Genomic DNA, 26,690 nt, shown 5'->3' with positions numbered 1-26,690 from the left:
TAAGTGAAAAATGAGAGGTTTATATGTGTGCGAATAAAGTGACCGTATTAGTGGTAGGGGCTGGTGCGCGCGGAGAAATATATTCTCGCTATGCGCTTGAACATCCAGACAGAATGCAGGTGGTAGGCGTTGCCGAGCCCAGAGAGGCATACCGCCAGCAGTTTGTCGCACAGCATAAGATTGACCCAAATAACGTGTTTTGCGACTGGCAAGAAGCTGCGGCCCAACCCAAAATGGCCGATGTGGTACTTATTTGCACGCAGGATAATATGCACAAAGATCCTGCCGTGGCGTTTGCTAATCTCGGCTATCACATTCTGCTGGAAAAACCGCTCGCCCCTACGCCAGAAGATTGCCGGATCATTATTGATGCGGTCAAACGCAACAACGTATTACTGGCCGTCGCGCACGTCCTGCGTTACACCCGCTATACGCAAAAGCTGAAATCACTGCTTGATGATGGCGTAATTGGCGATATTGTCAGCATGCAGCATCTCGAACCCGTAGGTTACTGGCATCAGGCGCACTCGTTTGTACGTGGTAACTGGCGCAATGAAGCAGAATCGTCATTTATGTTGTTACAGAAATCCTGTCATGATTTGGACTGGATCCGCTACATCATGAGCGACAACTGCCAGGACGTAGGATCATTTGGTAGCCTGAGTCACTTTGTGAAAGAGAATCAGCCTGCTGGTGCCGCCGACCGCTGCCTTGATTGTCAGGTTGAATCAACCTGTCCCTGGTCTGCCTGCAAAATTTATCTGGGTGAAAACCACAAATGCACTCCACACTTCCGTCGGGTGCTGACTGCAGATCCTAGCGAAGAGAATGTTCGCCAGGCGCTGCGCGATGGGCCTTATGGTCGTTGCGTTTATCGTTGTGATAATGATGTGGTGGATCATCAGGTTGTTAACTTACGTTTTGCCCACCAGCAGACAGTGACCTTTACCATGACCGCGTTTACCAAAATGGAAGATCGAAAAACGCGCCTGTTTGGTACCAGAGGTTATCTGGAAGGCGATGGCGAGCAGATCCGGGTGTTTGATTTCCTGACAGACAAAGAAACAGTGCATCAGATCGAGGAGATCGCCGCTGGCACACAAACCCAGATGGGGGGGCATGGTGGTGGCGATTACTACCTGATGGATCGCTTCATCCACGCAGTGATGGCCAACGATCAAAATATGATCCTTTCTGGCCCGGATGAATCACTGGAAAGTCACTTAATGGTCTTTGCCGCAGAGCGCGCTCGCAAGGAAAACTGTCTGGTTACGCTGTGAAGCCGGAGGAGATGAGGCATGTTTTACGGTGTTGATATTGGTGGAACCAAAACTGAAATTGTCGCTTTTGATAAGGAAATGCAGGTTTGCTGGCGTAAGCGCGTCGCCACGCCAGTGCAGGATTATGAACTCTTTCTTTCGACCTTTACTTCACTTATTGATACCGCCGACTGGGCGACTGGAACGCAAGGAAAAATTGGCATCGGCATGCCCGGTCTTATGGACAGACATACCGGAAAATTACTGTCATCTAACGTGCCTTGCCTCACAGGACGCCAGGTGATGAACGATCTGGCCCACCGCCTCAATCGTTCGGTTGAACTGGACAATGACTGCTGCTGTTTTGCACTCTCGGAAGCCCATACCCAGCAGGCTCGCCAGTTCTCCCGAATTTTTGGTGCCATTATTGGCACCGGCATGGGTGGAGGGTTAGTCATTGACGGTCAGTTGTATCGGGGTCGCAACCGAATGGCCAGTGAGTTCGGCCATTTACCGCTTCCGGCAACGTTTATGCGTCGTTATCACTTGCCGGAGTTGAAGTGCGGCTGTGGCTTACAAGGGTGTCTGGAACGCTATCAATCCGGTCCTGGTTTACTGTGGCTCCACAAACACTTCAGTGGAGAACAACTCAAAATGGAGACCCTGCTGGAGCATTATCGTCATGGCAATGCCAGCGCCGTTACTACCATAGAAGCATGGATTGATATGTTGGGTTGTACGCTGGCGCAATTGCAGTTGATTCTGGATGTCGATGCTTTTGTTCTCGGCGGTGGAGTTTCCAACATCGAGGAAATTTATACGTTACTGCCGCAGGCCATGTCACGTTACTTGTTCCCGGGATTAGAGCCTGCCCGCGTATTCCCGGCCATCCATGGTGCATCCAGCGGGGTTCGCGGTGCCGCATTGCTGCTGGTTGAACAGGGTACGCTGACCCACTAAAACACTGCTGGCGAGAAAATCTCGCCAGCAATTTCAGTTATTCATCCGCAATCACCACATCCACCCCAAGCTGGATTAACGTCCGGTGATAATTTTCAGGGATACCGCTGTCGGTAATCACCCGGTCAATCCCGCTGATTTCGCTAATCATACAGAAACTTTTGCGGCCAAACTTGCTGGAGTCAGCGACTACCGTGACCTCCTGTGCAACCTCACACATTACCTGATTCAGATGCGCTTCTCCCGGATGTGGCGTGGTTATCCCTGCTTCCAGGCAGAATCCATCAACGCCCAAAAAAAGCTTATCAAACCGGTATTGTCTGAGCTGGTGTTCTGCTGAAGGGCCATACAATGAATAGACGCTTTGCCTGACATTCCCTCCCAGGATCATGACGTCTACGCGCTCAAAATTCGCCAGTTCCCACGCAATGTTGAGCGCATTGGTCATCACCACCAGATCGCGGCGATTCTTTAACATTGGAGGAATGAGCGTGGTGGTCGAACCGGAATCGAGGATTAACGTGTCACCATCTTTCACAAAGCTGGCTGCTTTTTCGGCAATACGCGTTTTCACATCGCGATTCAGCCGGTCCTTATCCTGCAAAGGCCGGTCAAGGGCGAAGTGCTGATTGAGAACCGCACCGCCGTAGGAGCGCATGACGCATCCTTTCTGCTCCAGATAACGTAAGTCGTTGCGGATCGTGACCGATGACACACCAAAATGGACGCTCAGTGGCTCGACACGAACGCTACCCTGATCGCACAGCAGATCAATTATTTGCTCGCGACGTCTTAAGTTATCCAGCATTTCTATTGCTCCATCAAATATTCATGTTGTTTTGTTTTAGCGCTTTAGCACTTTCGTTTTCTTTTGAATATATTACATCAGAAGCAATAAGGTGAATTTGTGCGCACAGACTCAGCGTTTAATTTAACCAAAACTGACTATTTTCTTTCGTTTTAGCAAACCGAAACGAAGAAAACCGAAAAAATGAAAAGACTCAAAACGGGTAAGATGTGAGAAAGAGACGGGAAGCATGCAAAAAACGAAAGCGAGCTACTAAAAAAGCTCGCTTATGGTTTGTTTTTGTTTAATTGAATGGGATCACATTTTTGAATTTTAGAGCGGGACTACTCAACAATGATCACTTCAACACCGCTGCGGCGTAGTTCCTGCAAACTTTCCTCTGGGATACCTTCATCAACAATGATGGTATGGATCCTCTGGGTATCAATGATCTTATGCAGGCTGGAGCGGTTAAACTTCGTCGAGTCGGTAACAACAATAATACGTTCAGCCACTTCACACATCCGACGGTTGAGACGCGCTTCATCTTCGTTGTGCGTGCTAACACCACGCTCTAAATCAATAGCATCAACGCCAAGAAACAGCATGTCGAAGTGATAATTTTGTAGCGACTGCTCAGCCTGATCGCCATAAAACGATTGTGACTGACGACGCAAATGACCGCCGGTCATCAGCAGCTCAACCCCTTCGGCTTCCAGTAGCGCATTGGCGACATTCATACCGTTGGTCATAGCAATGACATTAGTATGCTGGCGCATCAGGCGGGCAATTTCATAGGTCGTGGTACCGGAGTCAAGGATCACGCGGTGTCCCGGTTGAATCAACTCTGCGGCGGCTCTGGCAATACTGCGTTTTACTGCCGTATTAAGTGAACTCTTATCTTCAACAGAAGGCTCCACAACAGGTGCATTGCTTTCGCAAATCAGCGCTCCGCCATAGGCACGTACCGCAATCCCCTGCTTTTCCAGAAAAGCGAGGTCGTTGCGAATAGTGACCGTGGAGACGCCAAAAAATAAGGAGAGATCGTTAACCTGAACGCTTCCCTGCTGCCGTAACCGCTGGATGATCTGCTCACGTCTTTCGCTGGTGCCAATAACGCGCTTGTCTGCAGAGGACTCGGTGTTACTCATAAGAAATCCTTTAGTTGAACCTTTCGTTTTATTTCGTTTTGTCTATTAACGCCTTTCTTTTGCGCGAATGCAAGCCCCGCAAGCAGGGAAGAGCCGGACGAACTTACGCTGAAACCTTTCATTGTGTTTCTTTTGTGAAACAGATCGGAAAACTATTATCTTTCGTTTTATTTTTATAACACCATGATGCAGTATTAAATGAAACAAAACGAAAGATTGATGTCGCAGTAATCTGACCTGGAGAGGAAAGTGAAACATCTAACTAAAATGGTCGAGCAGCATAAACGGGGGAAGGCAAACGGGATTTATGCCGTTTGTTCCGCGCATCCAATCGTACTGGAAGCCGCAATACGCTACGCCCATGCAAGCCATACACCGCTGTTGATCGAAGCAACCTCTAATCAGGTTGACCAGTTTGGCGGCTATACAGGTATGACGCCAGCCGATTTTCGCAGTTTTGTCTGCCGATTAGCCGACTCGCTTGATTTTTCTCAGGATATGCTGATTCTCGGCGGAGACCATCTCGGACCAAACCGCTGGCAAAATCTGCCTGCGGAACAGGCAATGGCCAATGCTGACGATCTGATCAAGAGCTATGTCGCCGCAGGCTTTAAAAAAATCCACCTCGATTGCAGCATGTCTTGTGCCAACGACCCGGTTCCACTGACGGATGAAATCGTCGCTGAGCGCGCCGCACGCCTGGCCAAAGTCGCCGAAGAAACCTGTATGGCACATTTTGGCGAGTCTGACCTGGTCTATGTGATTGGCACAGAAGTTCCGGTTCCTGGTGGCGCACACGAAGCGTTAACCGAACTGGCGGTAACAACGCCAGATGCCGCACGTGCAACGCTGCAGGCCCACTATCACGCCTTTGAAAAGCGCGGGCTGGAAGGTATATGGGCACGTATTATCGCCCTGGTCGTGCAACCTGGCGTTGAATTCGACCACACGCACATCATTGATTATCAACCGCAGAAAGCCGTGGCACTCAGCAAAATGGTGGAAGACTACGACACGCTGGTTTTTGAAGCGCATTCTACCGATTACCAAACGCCACAGTCCTTGCGCCAACTGGTGATAGACCACTTCGCTATTCTGAAAGTGGGACCCGCGCTTACCTTCGCCCTGCGCGAAGCGCTGTTTTCGTTAGCTGCCATTGAAGAAGAATTGCTGCCTGCAAAAGCCAGCTCAGGCCTGCGACATGTGCTGGAAAGCGTAATGCTTGATAGACCAGAGTACTGGCAGAGCCATTATCACGGTGATGGCAATGCACGCCGTCTGGCCCGTGGATACAGCTACTCTGATCGGGTTCGTTACTACTGGCCGGACAGCCAGATTGATGAAGCATTTGAACGTCTGGTACGTAACCTGGCGGACGACCCCATTCCACTACCGCTGATTAGCCAGTATTTACCCTTGCAGTACGTAAAAGTGCGCGAGGGAGATCTCAGCGCCACGCCGCGAGAACTCATCATTAACCATATTCAGGACATACTGCAGCAATATCACTGCGCCTGCCTGGGTGCTCCAGATCGTAACGCATAACAAAAAAGAGAAAAATACCATGCCAAACATTGTATTAAGTCGCATTGATGAACGTCTGATTCACGGTCAGGTTGGTGTGCAATGGGTCGGGTTTGCGGGGGCAAACCTGGTGCTGGTCGCTAATGATGAGGTGGCTGAAGATCCAGTGCAGCAAAACCTGATGGAAATGGTACTGGCAGAAGGGATCGCCGTACGCTTCTGGTCACTACAAAAAGTGATCGACAATATTCACCGTGCCGCCGATCGCCAGAAAATTCTGCTGGTCTGCAAATCGCCTGCGGATTTCTTCCGTCTGGTCGAAGGCGGTGTTCCTGTTAACCGTATCAACGTTGGCAATATGCACTACGCCAACGGCAAGCAACAAATCGCCAAAACGGTTTCTGTAGACGCTGCAGATATTACGGCATTCAACGGGCTCAAAGCCGCTGGAGTGGAATGCTTCGTTCAGGGCGTTCCAACAGAACCCGCCCAGGACCTCTATAAACTTCTCTGAGGGATTCACAATGGAAATCAGTCTGTTGCAGGCTTTTGCGTTGGGTATTCTCGCCTTTATTGCAGGCCTGGATATGTTCAACGGGTTAACGCACATGCACCGCCCGGTTGTTCTCGGGCCGCTGGTCGGCCTGATTCTGGGCGATCTGCATACCGGTATTTTAACAGGTGGTACGCTGGAACTGGTGTGGATGGGTCTTGCCCCACTAGCGGGAGCTCAACCGCCAAACGTGATTATCGGCACTATCGTGGGAACCACGTTTGCCATAACGACCGGAGTGAAACCTGAAGTTGCCGTAGGTGTGGCGGTACCGTTCGCTGTAGCAGTACAGATGGGGATTACCTTCCTGTTCTCTGTGATGTCCGGGGTGATGGCTCGCTGCGATCGCATGGCAGCGAATGCCGATACCGCCGGGATTGAGAGGGTCAACTATCTGGCGTTGCTCGCGTTGGGGACCTTCTACTTTTTATGCGCGTTCCTGCCGATTTACTTTGGCGCGGAACATGCCAAAACCGCGATAGATGTTCTGCCAACGCGTCTGATTGACGGACTGGGTGTGGCAGGCGGCATCATGCCAGCTATCGGCTTCGCCGTACTGCTGAAAATCATGATGAAAAACGTCTATATCCCCTACTTCATCCTGGGTTTTGTAGCAGCAGCCTGGCTCAAACTCCCTGTGCTGGCGATCGCCGCCGCAGCACTGGCAATGGCGCTGATCGATTTTCTGCGTACATCACCTGAACCTACAGCTCCCGCAGCACAAAAAGAGGAATTCGAAGATGGCATCTAATCAAACGGCTCTGCCGAACGTTTCCGAAACCGAAGAAACGCTGCTGTCCGGCACCAATGAAAACGTCTACGAAGACCAGAATATCGGTGCCGAGCTGACGAAAAAAGATATCAACCGTGTTGCCTGGCGTTCAATGCTGTTGCAGGCCTCTTTTAACTACGAACGTATGCAGGCATCAGGATGGCTGTACGGCCTGTTACCTGCTCTGAAAAAGATCCATACCAATAAGCGCGATCTGGCGCGTTCGATGAAAGGCCATATGGGCTTCTTCAACACGCACCCGTTCCTGGTCACGTTTGTTATCGGGATTATCCTGGCGATGGAACGCTCCAAGCAGGATGTGAACAGTATTCAAAGCACCAAGATTGCCGTGGGTGCGCCGCTTGGCGGCATCGGCGATGCCATGTTCTGGTTAACGTTACTGCCTATTTGCGGCGGTATCGGGGCCAGTCTGGCGCTGCAAGGCTCTATTCTTGGCGCAGTTGTCTTTATTGTTATGTTCAACGTGGTTCATCTTGGTCTGCGCTTTGGGCTGGCACACTATGCTTATCGAATGGGCGTTGCTGCCATTCCGCTGATTAAAGCTAACACCAAAAAGGTTGGACATGCGGCATCCATCGTAGGGATGACGGTGATCGGTGCGCTGGTAGCGACCTATGTTCGCCTGAGCACTACGCTGGAAATCACTGCTGGCGATGCGGTAGTGAAACTGCAAACAGACGTGATAGACAAGCTGATGCCTGCTTTTTTACCGCTGGTCTACACATTAACCATGTTCTGGCTGGTCCGCCGTGGCTGGAGTCCTCTGCGCCTTATCGCCATTACCGTGGTGCTCGGCGTCGTAGGTAAGTTCTGTCATTTCCTGTAAATATAAGGGGTTGTAGATGTTAGGTATTATTTTGACGGGTCATGGCGGGTTTGCCAGCGGAATGGAAAAAGCGATGAAACAGATTCTGGGTGAGCAGACTCAGTTCATTGCCATCGACTTTCCGGAAACCTCAACCACTGCCTTGCTCACCTCACAACTTGAGCAGGCGGTGGGTGAACTGGATGCGCAGCAAGACATCGTGTTTCTGACCGACCTGTTGGGTGGGACGCCATTTCGCGTCGCTTCCACGCTAGCCATGCAAAGGCAAGGTACTGAAGTGATCACCGGTACCAATCTACAACTGCTACTGGAGATGGTGCTGGAACGCGACGACCTGAGCAGCGAAGCGTTTCGTTTGCAGGCGCTGGAGTGCGGGCACCGGGGTTTAACCAGCCTGGTGGACGAGCTGGGACGCTGCCGTGAGGAAAAGCCCGTTGAGGAAGGGATATGACACTGCTACTGCGCGCCAGACGTCTACTGACCGAACAGGGTTGGCTGGACGATCATCAATTGCATATTGAAGACGGTATCATTGCGGCAATAGAGCCAATTCCTTCCGGCGTTATGGTCCGCGATGCTGAACTGCTCTGTCCGGCATACATTGATACCCACGTACACGGGGGCGCGGGTGCCGATGTGATGGATGAAGCACCGGACACACTCGACAAACTGGCGATGCACAAAGCACGTGAAGGGGTAGCCAACTGGCTACCCACTACCGTCACCGCTCCATTACCGGATATTCACAAGGCGCTTGAGCGTATCGCCCATCGCTACCATTCCGGAGGGCCAGGCGCACAGGTGCTGGGCAGTTATCTTGAAGGCCCGTACTTTACGCCGCAGAACAAAGGGGCGCACCCGCCTGAGCTTTTCAGAGAACTGGAACTCAGTGAACTGGATGAACTGATTGCGATTTCCCAGCAAACATTGCGCGTCGTTGCGCTGGCACCAGAAAAAACCGGTGCATTGCAGGCCATCGAACATCTGAAGCAGCGCAACGTACGGGTGATGCTGGGACACAGTGCAGCTACCTGGGAACAAACCCGCGCAGCCTTTGACGCCGGCGCTGACGGACTGGTTCACTGCTATAACGGTATGACCGGTTTACATCATCGGGAGCCAGGAATGGTTGGCGCAGGGTTAACCGACCCTCGCGCCTGGCTGGAACTTATCGCTGACGGACACCATGTCCACCCGGCAGCCATGAAACTCTGCTGCTGTTGCGCCAAAGACAGGCTGGTGCTGATCACCGATGCCATGCAGGCTGCAGGAATGCCAGACGGACGCTATACACTCTGCGGTGAGGAGGTGGAAATGCACAGTGGTATTGTGCGTACCGCTTCCGGTGGCCTGGCTGGTAGCACGCTCTCGGTTGACGCAGCCGTACGTAATATGGTCGAGCTCACCGGGATAACGGCAGAAGAGGCAATTCATATGGCCTCTCTCCACCCCGCACGTCTGTTGGGTATCGATCGCCAACTGGGATCGTTAGCAGTGGGAAAACGTGCAGACGCGATCGCGCTCAATAGCGGGCTACATTTACAACAGATCTGGATTCAGGGTCAGGCTCTCCCCCTTTGACCTTTCATTTTGTCTCGTGTTGGCCTGCGGTCTTCGATCGCAAGGCCTTTCTTTTCCTTTCGCTTGAGTAAATACCTAACCATCCTACAACAAGCCTACTTCTTATAGATCAATAAGATAACCACACCTTTCGTTCTCACGATCACAAATTTCGTTTTATTTCATTTTGAATTATTGCTCTTTCGATTTCTTTCCTATAAATTTTAATCAATCGACAAGATGAACAAGTGAAACGAAACGAAAGATAGCGACATTCTCGCCAGCGTCTTATGTGGAATTTACAAGACTAAGGACTTAAGTTATGCCAGAAACCTATACCCCTGTTACCGCGGTAACGGGCACCTGGACCGAAGAAGAGATCCGTCAACAACCTGCCAGTTGGATCCGTTCCCTTACGAATATCGACAACATTCGATCTGCCATTGACAGCTTTCTCGCACCATTACTGCGCAAAAACGATCTGCGGATCATACTGACCGGGGCTGGAACATCAGCATTCATTGGCGACATCATCGCCCCCTGGCTGGCAAGCTATACCGGTAAAAACATCAGCGCTGTGCCGACCACCGATCTGGTCACCAATCCGATGGATTACCTGAATCCCGCACATCCGCTGCTGCTCATTTCTTTCGCTCGCTCAGGTAACAGCCCTGAAAGCGTTGCGGCAGTGGAACTGGCTAATCAGTTTGTGCCTGAGTGTTATCACATGCCGATCACCTGCAACGAAGCAGGTAGCCTCTATCAAAACGCAGTTGCAAGCGACAATGCCTTTGCTCTGTTAATGCCCGCAGAGACACATGACCGTGGCTTCGCGATGACCAGCAGCATTACCACCATGATGGCCAGCTGCCTGGCAGTATTTGCCCCAGAGAAAATCAACAGCCAGACCTTCCGTGACGTGGCCGATCGGTGCCAGGCGATTCTGACTTCGCTGGGCGATTTCAGCGACGGTGTATTTGGCAATGAACCCTGGAAACGGATCGTTTACCTCGGTAGCGGTGGATTACAGGGAGCAGCGCGGGAATCGGCACTGAAAGTCCTGGAGCTGACTGCAGGCAAACTGGCCGCATTCTATGACTCCCCGACAGGCTTTCGTCACGGTCCAAAGTCACTGGTTGATAACGAAACGCTGGTAGTGGTCTTTGTTTCCAGCCATCCGTATACACGTCAATACGATCTCGATCTGCTGGCAGAGTTACGCCGCGATCGGCAGGCATTGCGGGTTGTCGCGATTGCCGCACAAACCCATGAGGTGATTGAAGCAGGCCCACATATTCTGCTGCCACCAGCACGCTCTTTCATCGATATAGAATTGGCGTTCTGCTTCCTGATCTACGCCCAGGTTTTTGCTTTGACGCAATCCATCAATATCGGCAATACACCGGATACGCCTTCTGCCAGCGGCACTGTGAACCGCGTTGTACAGGGCGTTGTTATTCATCCCTGGAACGCCTAAAAGGATCGTTTTATGAGCATTATTTCCACGAAATACCTCCTGCTGGATGCCCAAAAAAAGGGCTATGCCGTACCCGCCTTTAACATTCATAACGCCGAGACGATCCAGGCGATCCTTGAAGTGTGCTATGAAATGCAATCGCCGGTGATCCTGGCTGGAACGCCGGGTACCTTTAAGCATATCGCGCTGGAAGAGATCTACGCGCTGTGCAGCGCTTATTCCACCAGCTACGGTATACCGCTGGCGCTGCACCTCGATCACCATGAGTCGCTGGACGACATTCGTCGTAAAGTGAATGCAGGAGTGCGCAGCGCAATGATTGACGGCAGCCACTTTCCGTTTGAAGAAAACGTGAAGCTGGTGAAATCCGTTGTGGATTTTTGCCATGCCAAAGATTGCAGCGTGGAAGCTGAGCTGGGTCGCCTCGGTGGCGTAGAAGATGATATGAGTGTGGATGCAGAAAGCGCCTTCCTCACCGATCCACAAGAAGCTAAACGGTTTGTTGAGCGTACTGGCGTAGATAGCCTTGCTGTTGCCATCGGCACAGCACACGGTTTGTACACCAAAACGCCCAAAATCGATTTTCAGCGGCTGGGTGAAATTCGTGAGGTAGTCGACGTTCCGCTGGTGCTGCATGGCGCAAGTGATGTCCCTGACGAATACGTCCGCCGCACGATCGAGCTTGGCGTTTGCAAAGTTAACGTCGCGACCGAACTGAAAATCGCTTTTGCCGATGCGGTCAAAGCGTGGTTTGCGGAGAATCCGCAGGGCAACGATCCTCGCTATTACATGCGGGTCGGTATGGATGCGATGAAAGAAGTGGTGCGTAGCAAAATCACTGTATGCGGGTCAGCAAACCGCTTATTAATCAGTGAAACTGCCGCTCAGTCTTAAGCACTGTGTTAGCTAATGGCCATACCCTTGTCGGTTTGGCCATCAGCAATCGGGCTTACTCTCCCTGCTGTTCCAGCGCGTGCTTATACAACGCATTCTTTTTCACGCCATGGATTTCAGCAGCCAGCGCGGCGGCCTTTTTCAGCGGCAGTTCTGCCTGCAGTAAGGCCAACGTACGCAGCGCATCGGCAGGAAGGTCGTCTTCCTGCGCTTTATGCCCTTCGACAATCAGCACCATTTCACCTTTACGACGGTTTTCATCTTCCTTGACCCACGCCAGCAATTCACCGACCGGTGCACCGTGAATAGTTTCCCAGGTTTTGGTCAGCTCGCGCGCCAGCACCACGTAACGGGATTCGCCCCACACGGCAACCATGTCTTCCAGGCTATCCAGCAAGCGGTGGGTAGATTCATAAAAAATAAGCGTACGCGGTTCGGCCTCAATGGCTTTCATCGCATCACGACGCCCTTTCGATTTGGCAGGCAGAAATCCTTCATAGCAAAAACGGTCTGAAGGCAGGCCTGCAGCGCTCAGGGCAGCAATCGCCGCACAAGGACCAGGCAGGGGAACAACGCGGATCCCTGCTTCACGACAGGTACGCACCAGATGGTAGCCAGGATCGTTAATCAGCGGCGTTCCGGCATCGGAAACCAGCGCAATGTTTTGTCCTTCTTTGAGCTTCGCGACCAGCGTTTCGGCCTTTTGCTGCTCGTTGTGGTCATGTAGCGCGAACAGACGCGCGTTAATCGCGAAGTGTTGTAACAATAATCCTGTATGACGAGTGTCTTCAGCGGCAATCAAATCAACGGCTTGTAAAACTTCGAGCGCTCGTTGGGTAATATCAGCCAAATTTCCTATAGGAGTAGGTACAATAAAGAGTTGGCCTTGAGAATTATCCGCCGATTCGTGTTGTTTCATTGTGTCGTCCGTATTGCCGATTTAATATTGAGCATTGAGTAAAAAAATATCACTGGATACAGTATGGTACCCTCAACATTTTCTCGTTTGAAAGCCGCACGCGCGCTACCAGTCATTCTGGCAGCACTGATTTTCGCAGGCTGTGGCACCCAGGCGCCAGACCAGAGTGCAGCCCATATGCAGGGCACTGCGCAGGCTGATTCCGGCTTTTATCTGCAACAAATGCAGCAAAGCTCTGATGATAGCAAGACCAACTGGCAATTACTCGCCATTCGTGCACTGCTGAAAGAAGGCAAGAGCCAGCAGGCTATCGAACTGTTTAACCAGCTACCGCAGAAGCTAAGCGATACCCAGCAGCGTGAGCAGTCACTGCTGGCCGTCGAGATTAAGCTCGCGCAGAAAGATGTCGCTGGCGCACAGGCCCTGCTGGATAAGTTAACTCCCGCCGATTTCGATCAAAACCAACAGGCACGCTACTGGCAGGCGCAAATCGACGTCAACCAGGGTCGCCCGTCTCTGACGCTGCTGCGCGCCCTGATCGCGCAGGAACCGCTGCTGGCCGCGAATGCTAAGCAGAAAAATATGGACGCCACCTGGCAGGCGCTGTCGTCCATGACCCAGGAGCAAGCGCAAGCGCTGGTCATCAATGCTGATGAAAACGTGCTGCAAGGCTGGCTGGATCTCCAGCGCGTCTGGTTCGATAACCGTAACGATCCGGACATGATGAAAGCTGGTATTGCGGACTGGCAGAAACGTTATCCGCAAAACCCAGGAGCAAAACTGTTACCAACACAGTTGGTTAACGTGCAGAGCTTTAAGCCTGCCTCCACCAGCAAAATCGCTCTGCTGTTACCACTGAACGGTCAGGCCGCGGTATTTGGCCGTACTATTCAGCAAGGCTTTGAAGCTGCAAAAAACATGGGCACTCAACCTGTCGCAGCCCCTGTTGCTGTCGCACCTGCCGCAGTTCCAGCTGCCGCGACCACTACAGAACAGCCGCAAACGACTGACGGCGTTGCCAGCCCGTCTCAGGCGTCAGTAAGCGATCTGACCAACGAGACGCCGGCTCAGCCAGAAACACCTGCTGTGCAGCCCGCAGCACCCGCTCAGCCAACAACCGCCAGCGCACCGGCGAATCCATCCGCTGAGCTGAAAATCTACGACACTTCATCACAGCCGCTGAACCAGATCCTGACTCAGGTTCAGCAGGATGGCGCCAGCATCGTGGTTGGCCCACTGTTGAAGAACAATGTTGAAGAGCTGATGAAAAGCAACACGCCATTGAACGTCCTGGCGCTTAACCAGCCGGAGTCGGTGAAAAATCTGCCGAACGTCTGCTACTTCGCCCTGTCGCCAGAAGATGAAGCGCGCGACGCCGCACGCCACATCCGCGATCAGGGAAAACAGACGCCGCTGTTGTTGATTCCACGGAGTTCATTAGGCGATCGCGTTGCCAACGCCTTTGCACAGGAATGGCAAAAACTGGGTGGCGGCGTGGTATTGCAGCAGAAGTTCGGCTCCACCGCTGAACTTAAAATGGGCGTCAACGGCGGCTCGGGGATTTCCCTGACAGGCAGCCCGGTGGCCTCCTCTGTGCCAGCCCAACCCGGCGTGACGATTGGCGGTCTGACCATCCCGGCAGCACCTACCGATGCGCAAATCACCGGCGGCAGCGGTCGTGTTGATGCCGTGTATATTCTGGCGACGCCGGAAGAAATTGCATTTATTAAGCCGATGATCGCCATGCGCAACGGCAGCCAGAGCGGAGCAACGCTGTACGCCAGCTCTCGTAGTGCGCAGGGCACTGCCGGCCCGGATTTCCGTCTGGAGATGGAAGGCTTGCAGTACAGCGAAATTCCGATGCTGGCAGGCGCTAACGCACCTCTTATGCAGCAGGCGCTTGGCGCGGTTCGTAACGACTACTCGCTGGCGCGTATGTATGCCATGGGTGTCGATGCCTGGTCGCTTGCCAACCACTTCTCGCAAATGCGTCAGGTGCAGGGTTTCGAAATTAACGGTAATACCGGGGCCTTAACCGCAACGCAGGATTGTGTGATTAACAGGAAGTTATCATGGCTCAAATACCAGCAAGGACAAGTCGTCCCCGCCAGTTAACGAGTAAACAGACCGGTGACGCGTGGGAATCCACCGCGCGTGACTGGCTGCTGAGCAAGGGACTGCATTTTATCGCCGCCAACGTGCGTGAACGTGGTGGCGAAATCGACCTGATAATGCGTGAAGGCAACACCACCGTATTTGTTGAGGTTCGCTACCGACGCTCAGCACAGTTCGGCGGTGCGGCGGCGAGTGTGACCCGGAGCAAACAACACAAATTATTACAGACCGCCCGCTTGTGGCTTGCGCGCCACAATGGGAGTTTTGATACTGTGGATTGCCGGTTCGATGTGTTAGCCTTCACCGGAAATGATGTTGAGTGGTTTAAGGACGCGTTCAACGACCGCTCATAGTTGAAGATTCAGAGCCTGGTTCTTAAGGATTAGCGTGTTAGATAGAATTAAAGTCTGCTTTACAGAAAGCATTCAAACTCAGATAGCTGCGGCTGAAGCACTTCCGGATGCGATCTCCCGTGCCGCCATGACGCTGGTTCAGTCCCTGCTCAATGGCAACAAAATTCTCTGTTGTGGTAATGGGACGTCCGCTGCCAACGCACAGCATTTTGCTGCCAGCATGATCAATCGTTTTGAAACAGAACGCCCAAGTTTACCTGCGATTGCACTAAATACTGATAATGTGGTCTTAACTGCGATTGCCAACGATCGCCTGCACGACGAAGTTTATGCAAAACAAGTCCGTGCGCTGGGACATGCAGGTGATGTTCTGCTGGCAATCTCTACGCGTGGTAATAGCCGCGATATCGTAAAAGCCGTTGAAGCCGCCGTGACACGCGACATGACAATCGTCGCGCTGACCGGGTATGACGGAGGGGAACTGGCCGGATTACTGGGGCCACAGGATGTTGAAATCCGTATACCCTCACACCACAGCGCCCGCGTTCAGGAAATGCACATGCTGACGGTCAACTGCCTTTGCGATCTTATCGATAACACGCTTTTCCCTCACCAGGATGATTAAGGAGTACACATGAAGGCATTTTCGCCGCTTGCTGTGATTATCGCTGCACTGCTGCTGCAAGGCTGTGTCGCTGCCGCCGTTGTTGGAACTGCAGCTGTCGGGACTAAAGCCGCGACGGATCCTCGTAGTGTCGGCACCCAGGTTGATGACAGTACCCTGGAATTACGCGTCAATACGGCGTTGTCGAAAGATGCCCAGATCAAGAAAGAAGCACGAATCAACGTGAGCGCATATCAGGGTAAAGTGCTGCTGGTCGGCCAGTCGCCGAATAGCGAACTGTCTGCACGTGCAAAACAGATTGCGATGGGCGTAGAAGGTACGACTGAGGTCTTTAATGAGATCCGTCAGGGCCAGCCAATCGGTCTGGGCGATGCGTCCAACGATACCTGGATAACCACCAAAGTACGTTCCCAGTTGCTGACCAGCGATCAGGTGAAATCCTCTAACGTGAAAGTAACGACTGAGAACGGGGAAGTGTTCCTGTTAGGTCTGGTGACCGAGCGTGAAGCGAAGGCAGCGGCGGATATCGCCAGCCGGGTAAGCGGCGTGAAACGCGTCACGACAGCCTTTACGTTTATTAAGTAACACGCCTGTAGATGGCATCTTATCCGGCCTACAGAACGTAATCGTTTGTAGGCCGGATAAGCCTCAGCGCCATTCGGCATTTTTTTATTTAGCCCTTTCGCGTAGCTCGGAAGAGGTCAGGATCGAAACCCCTTCATGCCCAGGTGCCAACGCTTCTGCCAGCATTGCCCGAGCAACATCGCGCGCTTCAATCGACTTCCAGTTACCCGGCAGCAGCCTGAACAACGGCGCTAAAAACATCTCATTCGTCCGCTGTTTGTCCCTATCACCCAGTAGCATTGAAGGCCGGACAATCGTCAGCCGTGGCCAATTCTGCGCGATCAGCGCCTGCTCCATTTCACCTTTCACCCGATTATAAAAAAACGGTGAATTCGCATTGGCGCCCATCGAACTCACCACCAGCATATGCTGGGCGCCTAACCTACGTCCCGTCAGGGCCGTATCTACCACCAGCGTATAGTCAGCATGGATAAACGCCTCTTTGCTGCCCGCTTCACGCCGGGTAGTCCCCAAACAACAAAAGACAATATCGACTGGATCGGTGACCTGCGCCAGAGCATCGGTTAGCTGCGGATCATGGGGGTTATAGATACCAACCGTATCTGCCAGCGGTCGACGCGTTGGTGCCGTGATGGCATTGACCCGGGGTTCATTGAGCAGCATACGCAGCAAATGTCCGCCCACCAGCCCCGTGGCTCCCGTTATTAACACCTGACTCATCGCTTATCTTCCCCAGGTCTTCAATCACTGTTCTAACTATAGATCACGTAACCAATGCATCTTTTTACCAAAGCCCAGCGTGTTGTCCGTGAATTTGACTTCATCCAGTCGAATCTCCCATACGGGCGCTGGCAGCATTCTGGCGACGGGGAAACGGCGGTTGTAGGCTTTACGCGCAGCTTCGCTCTCCTGCCCTTCAAGACGCCGGATTTCCCCTTTAAACTGTACGCCCCGAATCAGAGCGACGGTTTTAGGCTGACCGTTTACCGTACCGGCAATCGGCGCTCGTGGTCCGGACATCTGCGCATGGCGCGTTTTCTCTTCGGTCAGCACATAGAACACCATCTTCTGCGCATCAAACAGGTAAAACGCATTGGCGCACCACAATTCACCTTCATGGTGTACGCACCAGGTCACGACATGCTGTTTTGCCAGCCAGCGAGACACCGCAGTCAGTGTTTCCATTTCTGTTCTCTTTTATACTGTAGGCCTGAAAATTATCACGTCGATGGTAACAATGACACCCTGGTATCTGTACCTGATCCGTACCGCAGACAACGCCTTATACACCGGAATAACCACCGATGTGCAGCGCCGCTATAAGCAGCATCAAAGTGGGAAAGGCGCGAAGGCGCTACGCGGAAAGGGGGAACTCACGTTGGCATTTGCGGCGCAGGTCGGCGACCGTTCGCTGGCCCTGCGCATAGAGTATCGCGTTAAACAGCTCACCAAGCGGCAGAAAGAGCGCCTTGTCGAAGGCGAAGGGTTTGAGGCGCTATTAAGCAGCCTGCAAACCCCGGAAGCTTAAAAGCGATTGAAGTGGTCGTGGTATTCCACAAGTCCCGTCACGCCATCCAGCGCATCGTCCGCCAGGCGATGAACCTGGAACGCGCTTTCGGTGCCCGGCCAGCGGCAACGCAGGTCATGATGGGCCGCCAGCTCAAAGCCAAAGCGGCTGTACAGGGCCGGATCCCCCAGCGTAACCACCGCTGCGTAGCCAAACTCGTTCAGTGAATCGAGTCCTTCATAGACCAGCTGACGCGCCAGGCCCTGCCCCCGGTAGTTTTCATCCACCGCGAGCGGCGCCATGCCGACCCATTGCAGATCTTCACCCTGAACATCGACTGGGCTGAACGCGACGTAACCCACTACCTGACCTTCGTCATCGGTAGCAACCAGACCCAGCGTTAAGAAACCATCTTCACGCAGGTCGTGCACTAATTTCGCTTCCGCATCGCTCTCAAATGAACGGCGCAGCAGCGCATCAATACCAGGGGCATCAATGGGAATTTCAACTCGAATCAGCATGGCTCACCTACCGAGGTCTGTTTGGTTTCTGGCGACGTTTTCATCCCCGCCTCAACAAAATCCGCCAACTGCATCAGCATGACGCGCAACGCTTTAGGCATCTGCTCCAGTTCGATGGCATCCATCAGATTTTTTACGTATAGCCCTAATTCTGTATCACCTTCAATCACCAGACGACGCTGGAAGAAAAGCGTATCCGGATCCTGCTTGCGGGCCACGATCATCAGCAGATCGCTGGCATCGGCGCTAAAACTCACATCCGCATCTGCATTCTGGCTGACGATAAGTTTATCGTTCTCAACAGAGGTATACCATTTGAGGTCAATGTCACGCACATGAATGCTCAGCCAGCGACCTTCGAGAAACTCCAGCTCCCCATCGGCCAGCGCCTGACTAAACTGCCAGCTCAGGACCTGCTCCAGAACCTGGCGCTTCAGCGCAAAGGGCGTCAGTTTAACTGGTACACTCATCAGAGAAGGACCAAATTGTACTAAGCGTGAACGCAGTTTATCCAACACGAGCTTTACTCCCTGTTTCAATAGTCCTGCTATTTTGCCATATCAAATAAACGACATAGCGGCATAAATCAACAATTCGATGCGAAATTGTTACCTCTTTATTGGTGTCACCAATACGACTTTAACTGCCTCAAATCAAAAATTGTCTCAGCAAGGTTAACTAAAATCCCCATTCGTTAACATTTCTGCGCCCATCACGGCGCAACGTTCAGGATAAATTATGGAGCTGCTCTGCCCTGCCGGAAACCTACCGGCGCTTAAGGCGGCCATCGAGAACGGCGCTGATGCTGTCTACATCGGGCTGAAAGATGATACCAACGCCCGTCATTTCGCCGGCCTTAATTTTACCGAGAAAAAATTGCAGGAAGCGGTGAGTTTTGTCCATCAGCACCGCCGTAAGCTGCACATTGCGATTAACACCTTCGCGCACCCGGATGGTTACGCGCGCTGGCAACGTGCCGTTGATATGGCAGCGCAACTGGGTGCAGACGCGCTGATCCTTGCCGACCTCGCCATGCTTGAGTATGCCGCAGAGCGCTACCCGCATATTGAGCGCCATGTCTCTGTTCAGGCATCTGCAACCAATGAAGAGGCAATTAATTTCTATCATCGCAATTTTGACGTCGCCCGCGTGGTGCTGCCGCGCGTGCTGTCTATTCATCAGGTGAAACAGCTCGCTCGCGTCACGCCAGTTCCTCTGGAAGTGTTCGCCTTCGGTAGCCTGTGCATTATGGCGGAAGGCCGTTGCTATCTTTCGTCCTATCTGACGGGTGAGTCTCCTAACACGGTTGGTGCCTGCTCGCCTGCCCGTTTTGTCCGCTGGCAACAGACCCAACAAGGGCTGGAATCCCGTCTTAATGAAGTGCTGATCGACCGCTATCAGGACGGGGAAAACGCCGGTTATCCGACGCTATGCAAAGGCCGCTATCTGGTTGACGGCGAGCGTTACCATGCGCTGGAAGAACCCACCAGCCTGAACACGCTGGAGCTGCTGCCAGAACTGCTGGCTGCCAATATTGCCTCGGTGAAAATCGAAGGTCGTCAGCGCAGCCCGGCCTATGTCAGCCAGGTTGCGAAAGTGTGGCGTCAGGCGATCGACCGCTGTATGGCCGCCCCGCAAAACTACGTCCCGCAGGCCGCGTGGATGGAAACGCTCGGTTCAATGTCCGAAGGCGCACAGACCACGCTTGGCGCGTATCACCGTAAATGGCAGTGAGAGAAGCAATGAAATATTCCTTAGGGCCGGTGCTGTGGTACTGGCCGAAAGAAACGCTGGAAGATTTTTATCAGCAGGCTGCCGTAAGCCAGGCCGACGTTATCTATCTTGGTGAAGCGGTATGCAGTAAACGCCGCGCCACCAAAGTGGGCGACTGGCTCGATATGGCGAAATCGCTCGCCGGCAGCGGTAAACAGGTTGTGCTGTCAACACTGGCGCTGGTGCAGGCCTCTTCTGAACTGGGAGAGCTGAAGCGCTATGTCGAAAACGGTGACTTCCTGCTGGAAGCCAGCGATCTCGGCGTAGTAAACATGTGCGCCGAGCGTAAGCTGCCGTTTGTCGCCGGCCATGCGCTCAACTGCTACAACGCGGTTACCCTGCGTATCCTGCTCAAACAAGGCATGGTGCGCTGGTGTATGCCGGTAGAGCTTTCCCGCGACTGGCTGGCAAACCTGCTCAACCAGTGTGATGAGCTGGGTATTCGCAATCAGTTTGAAGTTGAGGTGCTGAGCTACGGGCATCTGCCGCTGGCGTACTCTGCCCGCTGCTTTACCGCGCGCTCTGAAGACCGTCCAAAAGACGAGTGTGAAACCTGCTGCATCAAATATCCGAACGGGCGCGATGTGCTGTCGCAGGAGAATCAGCAGGTCTTTGTCCTCAACGGGATCCAGACCATGAGCGGCTATGTTTACAACCTCGGCAACGAACTGACATCGATGCAGGGGCTAGTTGATATTGTGCGTCTGTCCCCTTCAGGCACTGAAACATTCGCCATGCTCGACGCCTTCCGCGCCAATGAAAATGGCAGTGCTCCATTACCGCTTGCCGCCCACAGTGACTGTAACGGCTACTGGAAGCGACTGGCTGGACTGGAGCTGCAGGCCTAGCCGGATGCGGCATAAATGCCTTATCGGGCCTACAAATAGCGATCCCGTAGGCCCGATAAGCGCAGCGCCATCGGGCATGTTATATTCGGTGCCCGCCGTATAAAGCTCACTTTGTTAACAACATTCGCTAATCTTTAATGCAGTATTAAAAGATTAACCGGTAACAAAGTGAGCCGTTATGACTGACAAAACTATTCCGTTCTCGGTGCTGGATCTGGCGCCGATCCCTGAAGGATCCTCGGCAAAAGAGGCCTTCACACACTCGCTTGATCTCGCTCAACTGGCTGAAAAGCGCGGTTACCACCGCTATTGGCTGGCGGAACATCACAACATGACCGGCATCGCCAGCGCAGCAACCTCAGTGCTGATTGGTTATCTGGCTGCCAATACCACCACGCTGCATCTCGGGTCTGGCGGCGTGATGTTGCCTAACCATTCGCCGCTGGTGATCGCCGAGCAGTTCGGTACCCTGAACACGCTATATCCGGGACGAATAGATCTCGGGCTTGGTCGCGCACCGGGCAGCGATCAACCAACAATGCGCGCACTGCGCCGCCATATGAGCGGTGATATCGATAACTTCCCACGCGATGTAGCTGAACTGGTGGACTGGTTCGACGCCCGCGATCCTAATCCCCATGTACGCCCGGTTCCCGGCTACGGCGAGCAGATCCCGGTCTGGTTATTAGGCTCCAGCCTGTACAGCGCACAACTGGCGGCCCAGCTTGGTCTGCCGTTTGCCTTCGCCTCGCACTTTGCCCCGGATATGCTGCATCAGGCGCTGCATTTGTATCGCACCCAATTCAAACCCTCGGCGCGGCTGGCAAAACCGTATGCGATGGTGTGCATCAACATTATTGCCGCCGACAGCAATCGCGACGCCGAGTTTCTTTTCACCTCCATGCAGCAGGCCTTTGTGAAGCTGCGTCGTGGCGAAACCGGCCAGCTACCGCCGCCGGTAGAGAATATGCATCAGCTGTGGTCCGCTTCTGAGCAGTACGGCGTACAACAGGCGCTGAGCATGTCGCTGGTCGGTGATAAGGCAAAAGTGCGGCATGGTCTCGACGCCATTTTGCGTGAAACCCAGGCTGATGAGATTATGGTTAACGGCCAGATTTTTGATCATCAGGCACGTCTACATTCGTTTGATTTGGCGATGGATGTGAAGCAGGAATTATTGGGGTAGTGCGTTGTTTTGCCCGGTGGCGCTTCGCTTACCGGGCCTACTTGACCCTGTAGGCCGGATAAGGCGCAGCCGCCATCCGGCACAACAAAGTTACTGATAAACAGGCAACAGATTCACGCTCGACAGAATATGGATAACCGCGTTGCCGATACCGAATACCAGGATCAGCGCAATCATCGGCTTACCGCCCCAGACACGGAATTTCGGGCTACCGAAACGCTCGCGGGATTTACGTGCCAGCAGCGCCGGAACAATGGCGGCCCAGATGGTTGCCGCGAGTCCTGCATAGCCAATGGCGTACAGAAAACCGTTCGGCCACAGCAAGCCACCGATAATTGGTGGGACAAACGTCAGCAATGCCGTTTTGAAACGTCCCATTGCCGAATCATCAAAGCCAAACAGATCCGCCAGATAGTCAAACAGACCGAGCGTAACGCCGAGGAATGAACTCGCCACCGCAAAGTTGGAGAACACCACCAGCAGCAGATCCAGACTGCGGCTGTTTAGTACACCGCTCAGCGCCTGTACCAGCACATCAATGTTACCGCCCTGCTGCGCAATACCGATAAACTCCGGACGCGGAATGTTACCCATCGTCCCCAGCAACCACACGGTATACAGCACCAGCGCCAGCAGCGTGCCGTACACCAGACACTTAACGATGGTCTTCGGATCTTTGCCGTAATACTTCATCAGGCTCGGGACGTTGCCGTGATAGCCGAATGAGGCCAGACAGAACGGCAGCGTCATCAGCAGGTACGGAGTATACGAAGCATTGCTTTCCGCCACGTTAAACAACGTTGTGGGCTGAACGTGTCCCAATAAGCTGCCGAAGGTCAGGAAAAAGGTAATCACCTTCGCGCCCAGCACAATTGCCGTCATGCGGCTCACCGCTTTGGTACTTAACCACACCACAAACGCCACCAGCAGCGCAAAGCCAAGACCTGCCGCACGCGCCGGAACGTTCAACGACATCTCGGAGAAGGTGTGATGCAGGATCGAACCGCTCGCCGAGATATACGCGTAGGTCAGAATATAGAGAACGAAAGCAATCGAGATGCCGTTCACCACGTTCCAGCCTTTGCCCAGCAGATCTTTCGTGATGGTGTCGAAACTGGAGCCAATGCGGTAATTGAGGTTAGCTTCAAGGATCATCAGCCCGGAGTGCAGCATGCAGAACCAGGTGAAGATCAGCGCTGCCATTGACCAGAAGAACCACGCCCCGGACATGACCACTGGCAGAGAAAACATCCCCGCGCCAATTATGGTGCCGCCGATGATCACCACGCCGCCGAGCAGCGAAGGTGACGTTTGGGTGGTGGTTAGTGTTGCCATTTAGCCATCTCTCCAGTCATTTATATTGTGACTACATCTCAATGTGCTGCACTGTACCAGTACACGAGTACAATTGAAATAAAAAAAGCCCCGATTGTTGAGATCGGGGCCGTATATTTTACTTTACAGCTATAAAGCTAAAAGGCTTATGCATCACCGCCGAAACGACGACGACCAGCAGAGTCATCACGACGCGGAGCAGAAGAATCGTCACGACGCGGACCACGGTTGCCTTCACGACGTTCGCCGCTGAAACGACGACCATCGCCACGACCGCCTTCACGACGTTCACCGCTAAAGTTACGACCTTCACCGCGACCACCTTCACGACGCTCACCGCTGAAACGACCACCGCCACGACGCTCACCACCAGTGTGCGGAACTGCATCGCCAACCAGCTGCATGTTCATCGGCTTGTTCAGGATGCGAGTACGGGTAAAGTGCTGCAGCACGTCGCCCGGCATACCTTTCGGCAGTTCGATGGTGGAGTGGGAAGCAAACAGCTTGATGTTACCGATGTAACGGCTGCTGATATCACCTTCGTTAGCAATCGCACCAACGATATGACGAACTTCAACACCGTCATCACGGCCCACTTCAATGCGGTACAGCTGCATGTCACCAACGTCACGACGTTCACGACGCGGACGGTCTTCACCACCACGGTCATTACGGTCACGAGGGCCACGATCGTTGCGGTCGCGCGGACCACGGTCATCACGGTCGCGGAATTCGCGTTTCGGACGCATCGGCGCATCTGGCGGCAGGATCAGAGGACGTTCGCCCTGAGCCATTTTCAGCAGTGCAGCTGCCAGCGTTTCGATATCCAGCTCTTCTTCCGGCTGCATTTTCGCCAGCAGAGCACGGTACTGATCCAGATCGCTGCTTTCCAGCTGCTGCTGTACTTTAGCAGCGAATTTTTCCAGACGGCGTTTGCCCAGCAGATCTGCGTTCGGCAGTTCTACTTCCGGAATAGTCAGCTTCATGGTGCGTTCGATGTTACGCAGCAGACGACGCTCGCGGTTCTCAACGAACAGCAGCGCACGACCCGCACGACCCGCACGACCGGTACGGCCGATACGGTGAACGTAAGACTCGGAATCCATCGGGATGTCGTAGTTGACAACCAGGCTGATACGCTCAACGTCCAGGCCACGGGCCGCAACGTCGGTTGCAATCAGAATATCCAGACGGCCATCTTTCAGACGCTCCAGAGTCTGCTCACGCAGGGACTGGTTCATGTCGCCGTTCAGTGCAGCGCTGCTATAACCGCTACGCTCCAGCGCTTCTGCTACTTCCAGGGTCGCATTTTTGGTACGTACGAAGATAATCGCCGCATCAAAGTCTTCCGCTTCCAGGAAACGCACCAGCGCTTCATTTTTACGCATGCCCCACACAGTCCAGTAGCTCTGGCTGATGTCAGGACGGGTAGTTACGCTGGACTGAATACGTACTTCCTGCGGCTCTTTCATAAAGCGGCGGGTAATACGACGAATCGCTTCCGGCATGGTTGCAGAGAACAGAGCGGTCTGATGACCTTCCGGGATCTGTGCCATGATGGTTTCAACGTCTTCGATGAAGCCCATACGCAGCATTTCGTCAGCTTCGTCCAGTACCAGACCGCTCAGTTTGGAGAGGTCCAGAGTACCGCGCTTCAGGTGATCCAGCAGACGACCCGGCGTACCGACGACGATCTGTGGCCCCTGACGCAGGGCACGTAATTGCACGTCATAACGCTGGCCGCCGTACAGGGCAACCACGTTCACGCCGCGCATATGTTTAGAGAAATCCGTCATGGCTTCTGCTACCTGAACCGCCAGTTCGCGGGTCGGTGCCAGCACCAGAATCTGAGGTGCCTTCAGCTCAGGATCAAGATTGTTGAGCAGCGGTAAAGAGAACGCTGCGGTTTTGCCGCTACCTGTCTGGGCCATACCCAGAACATCGCGGCCGCCCAGCAGATGCGGAATGCACTCTGCCTGGATTGGAGATGGTTTTTCGTAACCCAGATCGTTAAGGGCTTCAAGGATAGGAGCCTTCAGGCCCAGATCTGCAAAAGTGGTTTCGAATTCAGCCATGTAGTACGTGTGCCTCAAAATTAATGGCGGCCAGTCTACATAACTCATCATGAAATTGATCTGCAATTTTCATTGAAAAGTGTGAACCGGCTCAAAGTAGGTGTATTAACGAACAACAACGCCCTCACCCGTGAAGGTGATGGCAATCAAAAAAGATTACGGGCTGATGTGTACGTCAGCTATTGCTGGTCCGATTCTGCCAGGTCATCTTGGTCCTGGCCCAGGAGCGATAATTCCAACAATGCGTATCGGTGCTCAACAAAGTTATGAACGTTGTTAGCCACCGCCAGTTTGAACAATGCCGTAGCGTTGTCCAAATCCCCCAGACTTAGGTAGTACTTACCTAAATAGAAGTTGGTTTCACTGAGATGCTCAGCGAGCGAGGTGTTATCCGTTGCGTCCGCCTTCAGGCGTTCCATCAGCGTTGCTTCGCTAATGTTGCCCAGGTAGAACTCGACAATGTTCCATCCCCATTGCTCTTTATCCGATTTCTCAAAGCGTTGCTTCAACGCTTCTTTAGCCTGCTTCTCATCGAGCTTCTGCTCGGCAAGATAAAGCCACAGACTACGGAAAGGATCATTGGGATCGTCTTGATAAAACGCTAGCAGATCATCTTGCGCTAACTTGTCGCGACCGCCGTAATACAATGCGATACCGCGATTTAAGTGCGCGTAGTTGTAAGTTGGATCAAGCTCAAGTACAGAATCAAACGCTTCATAGGCAGCATCAAAATTGCCTGCCTGCGTTAAATATATACCTAAGTAATTGAATACTTCAGGCATATCTGGTCGGATTGCCAGCGCTTGTGAAAAATCATTTCGCGCCAATGCCCTCAGACCGAGACTATCATACAACACTCCGCGCTCATATAAAAGCTGTGCGCGTTCGTCATCGGTTAAAGCCCGACTGGCAAGAATTTGTTCCATACGTGCCAGAATCACTTCCTGCTGCAAAGTCGGTTGCAATGGTACTGCGAGGACTTCACTCTTTCGCCAGGCGGAATTACTGCATCCAGCCAGCGTGAGTGCTGTCGCAACGAAACACCAGCGCAAAAAAGGCTTCAT

General features: G+C 53.1%; 29 protein-coding genes. 18 read left to right on the top strand and 11 right to left on the bottom strand.

All coding sequences use genetic code 11. The features are described from left to right. Positions 1 to 23: 23 nt before the first annotated feature. Both GHC22_RS02790 and GHC22_RS02785 read left to right on the top strand, forming a co-directional pair. Positions 24 to 1,280 carry a Gfo/Idh/MocA family protein gene (locus GHC22_RS02790; protein WP_048236827.1) on the top strand — a complete coding sequence of 419 codons (1,257 nt, stop codon included), beginning with the start codon at positions 24 to 26 and terminating at the stop codon, positions 1,278 to 1,280. An 18-nt stretch (positions 1,281 to 1,298) separates the two neighbouring features. After that, positions 1,299 to 2,219, top strand: coding sequence for an ROK family protein (locus GHC22_RS02785; protein ID WP_008785896.1), 921 nt, complete (start codon positions 1,299 to 1,301; stop codon positions 2,217 to 2,219). Between the two features lie 37 nt (positions 2,220 to 2,256). Here the strand turns inward: GHC22_RS02785 and agaR are convergent, their stop codons facing one another. Both agaR and GHC22_RS02775 read right to left on the bottom strand, forming a co-directional pair. After that, positions 2,257 to 3,027, bottom strand: coding sequence for a transcriptional repressor AgaR (agaR, locus tag GHC22_RS02780; protein ID WP_003024920.1), 771 nt, complete (start codon positions 3,025 to 3,027; stop codon positions 2,257 to 2,259). A gap of 323 nt (positions 3,028 to 3,350) precedes the next feature. Next, positions 3,351 to 4,157, bottom strand: a complete 807-nt coding sequence (locus tag GHC22_RS02775; RefSeq protein ID WP_003024922.1) for a DeoR family transcriptional regulator — start codon at positions 4,155 to 4,157, stop codon at positions 3,351 to 3,353. A 267-nt stretch (positions 4,158 to 4,424) separates the two neighbouring features. On the opposite strand from GHC22_RS02775, the gene kbaZ reads away from it, so the two are divergent. The 8 genes from kbaZ to kbaY all read left to right on the top strand — a co-directional run bounded on the left by kbaZ (position 4,425) and on the right by kbaY (position 11,784). After that, the gene (gene kbaZ / locus GHC22_RS02770; RefSeq protein WP_060683144.1) at positions 4,425 to 5,702 is read left to right on the top strand and encodes a tagatose-bisphosphate aldolase subunit KbaZ; all 1,278 of its coding nucleotides are present in this window, start codon (positions 4,425 to 4,427) and stop codon (positions 5,700 to 5,702) included. A gap of 19 nt (positions 5,703 to 5,721) precedes the next feature. Further along, positions 5,722 to 6,195: a PTS N-acetylgalactosamine transporter subunit IIB gene (gene agaV / locus GHC22_RS02765; protein WP_003024925.1), complete on the top strand. Its 474-nt coding sequence runs from the start codon at positions 5,722 to 5,724 to the stop codon at positions 6,193 to 6,195. Between the two features lie 10 nt (positions 6,196 to 6,205). Beyond that, positions 6,206 to 6,985: a PTS N-acetylgalactosamine transporter subunit IIC gene (agaW, locus tag GHC22_RS02760; protein WP_103014953.1), complete on the top strand. Its 780-nt coding sequence runs from the start codon at positions 6,206 to 6,208 to the stop codon at positions 6,983 to 6,985. Continuing rightward, entirely contained in the window at positions 6,975 to 7,853 is an 879-nt protein-coding gene (gene agaE / locus GHC22_RS02755) for a PTS N-acetylgalactosamine transporter subunit IID (protein WP_003024929.1), read from the top strand. Before agaW ends, agaE begins: the two co-directional genes overlap by 11 nt. Positions 7,854 to 7,869: 16 nt before the next feature. Further along, positions 7,870 to 8,304, top strand: a complete 435-nt coding sequence (gene agaF / locus GHC22_RS02750; RefSeq protein ID WP_008785899.1) for a PTS galactosamine/N-acetylgalactosamine transporter subunit IIA — start codon at positions 7,870 to 7,872, stop codon at positions 8,302 to 8,304. Beyond that, positions 8,301 to 9,434, top strand: a complete 1,134-nt coding sequence (nagA, locus tag GHC22_RS02745) for an N-acetylglucosamine-6-phosphate deacetylase (protein WP_103284676.1) — start codon at positions 8,301 to 8,303, stop codon at positions 9,432 to 9,434. The genes agaF and nagA overlap by 4 nt, the downstream gene beginning before the upstream one ends. 301 nt (positions 9,435 to 9,735) lie before the next feature. Then, positions 9,736 to 10,890: an AgaS family sugar isomerase gene (locus tag GHC22_RS02740; protein ID WP_153752160.1), complete on the top strand. Its 1,155-nt coding sequence runs from the start codon at positions 9,736 to 9,738 to the stop codon at positions 10,888 to 10,890. 12 nt (positions 10,891 to 10,902) lie between these two features. Beyond that, the gene (gene kbaY, locus GHC22_RS02735; protein WP_016151042.1) at positions 10,903 to 11,784 is read left to right on the top strand and encodes a tagatose-bisphosphate aldolase subunit KbaY; all 882 of its coding nucleotides are present in this window, start codon (positions 10,903 to 10,905) and stop codon (positions 11,782 to 11,784) included. Between the two features lie 55 nt (positions 11,785 to 11,839). Here the strand turns inward: kbaY and rsmI are convergent, their stop codons facing one another. Next, entirely contained in the window at positions 11,840 to 12,703 is an 864-nt protein-coding gene (gene rsmI, locus GHC22_RS02730) for a 16S rRNA (cytidine(1402)-2'-O)-methyltransferase (protein ID WP_003024942.1), read from the bottom strand. Between the two features lie 63 nt (positions 12,704 to 12,766). Here rsmI and GHC22_RS02725 point away from each other — a divergent pair, with 63 nt between their 5' ends. The 4 genes from GHC22_RS02725 to dolP are packed head-to-tail and all read left to right on the top strand — an operon-like array spanning position 12,767 to position 16,381. Further along, positions 12,767 to 14,818: a penicillin-binding protein activator gene (locus GHC22_RS02725; RefSeq protein ID WP_100271868.1), complete on the top strand. Its 2,052-nt coding sequence runs from the start codon at positions 12,767 to 12,769 to the stop codon at positions 14,816 to 14,818. Then, complete coding sequence (locus GHC22_RS02720; protein ID WP_003828625.1) at positions 14,776 to 15,171, top strand: YraN family protein; 396 nt, start codon at positions 14,776 to 14,778, stop codon at positions 15,169 to 15,171. Before GHC22_RS02725 ends, GHC22_RS02720 begins: the two co-directional genes overlap by 43 nt. A gap of 34 nt (positions 15,172 to 15,205) precedes the next feature. Next, positions 15,206 to 15,796, top strand: a complete 591-nt coding sequence (diaA, locus tag GHC22_RS02715; RefSeq protein WP_003024948.1) for a DnaA initiator-associating protein DiaA — start codon at positions 15,206 to 15,208, stop codon at positions 15,794 to 15,796. Positions 15,797 to 15,805: 9 nt separating this feature from the next. After that, entirely contained in the window at positions 15,806 to 16,381 is a 576-nt protein-coding gene (dolP, locus tag GHC22_RS02710; protein WP_008785904.1) for a division/outer membrane stress-associated lipid-binding lipoprotein, read from the top strand. An 84-nt stretch (positions 16,382 to 16,465) separates the two neighbouring features. Here dolP and GHC22_RS02705 read toward each other — a convergent pair whose 3' ends face one another. Both GHC22_RS02705 and GHC22_RS02700 read right to left on the bottom strand, forming a co-directional pair. Next, a complete protein-coding gene (locus GHC22_RS02705; RefSeq protein ID WP_003828632.1) occupies positions 16,466 to 17,101 on the bottom strand; it encodes an NAD(P)H-binding protein in 636 nt (211 codons plus the stop codon). A 36-nt stretch (positions 17,102 to 17,137) separates the two neighbouring features. Further along, positions 17,138 to 17,566, bottom strand: a complete 429-nt coding sequence (locus GHC22_RS02700) for a YhbP family protein (RefSeq protein ID WP_032945092.1) — start codon at positions 17,564 to 17,566, stop codon at positions 17,138 to 17,140. Positions 17,567 to 17,618: 52 nt separating this feature from the next. On the opposite strand from GHC22_RS02700, the gene GHC22_RS02695 reads away from it, so the two are divergent. Beyond that, positions 17,619 to 17,909: a GIY-YIG nuclease family protein gene (locus tag GHC22_RS02695; protein WP_032945094.1), complete on the top strand. Its 291-nt coding sequence runs from the start codon at positions 17,619 to 17,621 to the stop codon at positions 17,907 to 17,909. On the opposite strand, the gene GHC22_RS02690 is transcribed toward GHC22_RS02695, so the two are convergent. Continuing rightward, entirely contained in the window at positions 17,906 to 18,409 is a 504-nt protein-coding gene (locus GHC22_RS02690; protein ID WP_008785907.1) for a GNAT family N-acetyltransferase, read from the bottom strand. The two genes, GHC22_RS02695 and GHC22_RS02690, sit on opposite strands and share 4 nt — an antisense overlap. Further along, a complete protein-coding gene (locus GHC22_RS02685) occupies positions 18,403 to 18,927 on the bottom strand; it encodes an SCP2 domain-containing protein (RefSeq protein WP_003828637.1) in 525 nt (174 codons plus the stop codon). Before GHC22_RS02685 ends, GHC22_RS02690 begins: the two co-directional genes overlap by 7 nt. A gap of 220 nt (positions 18,928 to 19,147) precedes the next feature. Here GHC22_RS02685 and GHC22_RS02680 point away from each other — a divergent pair, with 220 nt between their 5' ends. The 3 genes from GHC22_RS02680 (at position 19,148) to GHC22_RS02670 (ending at position 22,216) form a co-directional block, all read left to right on the top strand. Next, complete coding sequence (locus GHC22_RS02680; protein WP_153752159.1) at positions 19,148 to 20,143, top strand: peptidase U32 family protein; 996 nt, start codon at positions 19,148 to 19,150, stop codon at positions 20,141 to 20,143. Further along, positions 20,134 to 21,030, top strand: a complete 897-nt coding sequence (locus tag GHC22_RS02675) for a U32 family peptidase (protein ID WP_008785909.1) — start codon at positions 20,134 to 20,136, stop codon at positions 21,028 to 21,030. The genes GHC22_RS02680 and GHC22_RS02675 overlap by 10 nt, the downstream gene beginning before the upstream one ends. A 178-nt stretch (positions 21,031 to 21,208) precedes the next feature. Further along, positions 21,209 to 22,216 (top strand): luciferase-like monooxygenase, encoded by a 1,008-nt coding sequence (locus tag GHC22_RS02670; RefSeq protein ID WP_153752157.1) that lies wholly within the window; start codon positions 21,209 to 21,211, stop codon positions 22,214 to 22,216. A 90-nt stretch (positions 22,217 to 22,306) separates the two neighbouring features. Here the strand turns inward: GHC22_RS02670 and mtr are convergent, their stop codons facing one another. The 4 genes from mtr to nlpI form a co-directional block, all read right to left on the bottom strand. After that, positions 22,307 to 23,551: a tryptophan permease gene (mtr, locus tag GHC22_RS02665; RefSeq protein WP_003828642.1), complete on the bottom strand. Its 1,245-nt coding sequence runs from the start codon at positions 23,549 to 23,551 to the stop codon at positions 22,307 to 22,309. 146 nt (positions 23,552 to 23,697) lie between these two features. Beyond that, positions 23,698 to 25,626, bottom strand: coding sequence for a DEAD/DEAH family ATP-dependent RNA helicase (locus GHC22_RS02660; protein WP_003828643.1), 1,929 nt, complete (start codon positions 25,624 to 25,626; stop codon positions 23,698 to 23,700). Beyond that, on the bottom strand, positions 25,619 to 25,699 hold the full coding sequence (yrbN, locus tag GHC22_RS02655; RefSeq protein WP_010723222.1) for a protein YrbN: 81 nt from the start codon (positions 25,697 to 25,699) through the stop codon (positions 25,619 to 25,621). Before yrbN ends, GHC22_RS02660 begins: the two co-directional genes overlap by 8 nt. 106 nt (positions 25,700 to 25,805) lie before the next feature. Beyond that, the gene (nlpI, locus tag GHC22_RS02650) at positions 25,806 to 26,690 is read right to left on the bottom strand and encodes a lipoprotein NlpI (RefSeq protein ID WP_003024982.1); all 885 of its coding nucleotides are present in this window, start codon (positions 26,688 to 26,690) and stop codon (positions 25,806 to 25,808) included.

This window comes from Citrobacter sp. H12-3-2, from assembly GCF_009649895.1.
Classification (GTDB): domain Bacteria; phylum Pseudomonadota; class Gammaproteobacteria; order Enterobacterales; family Enterobacteriaceae; genus Citrobacter; species Citrobacter portucalensis.
Note: the sequence above shows the minus strand (reverse complement) of the source record. Positions and strands in the feature narration are given on the sequence as shown.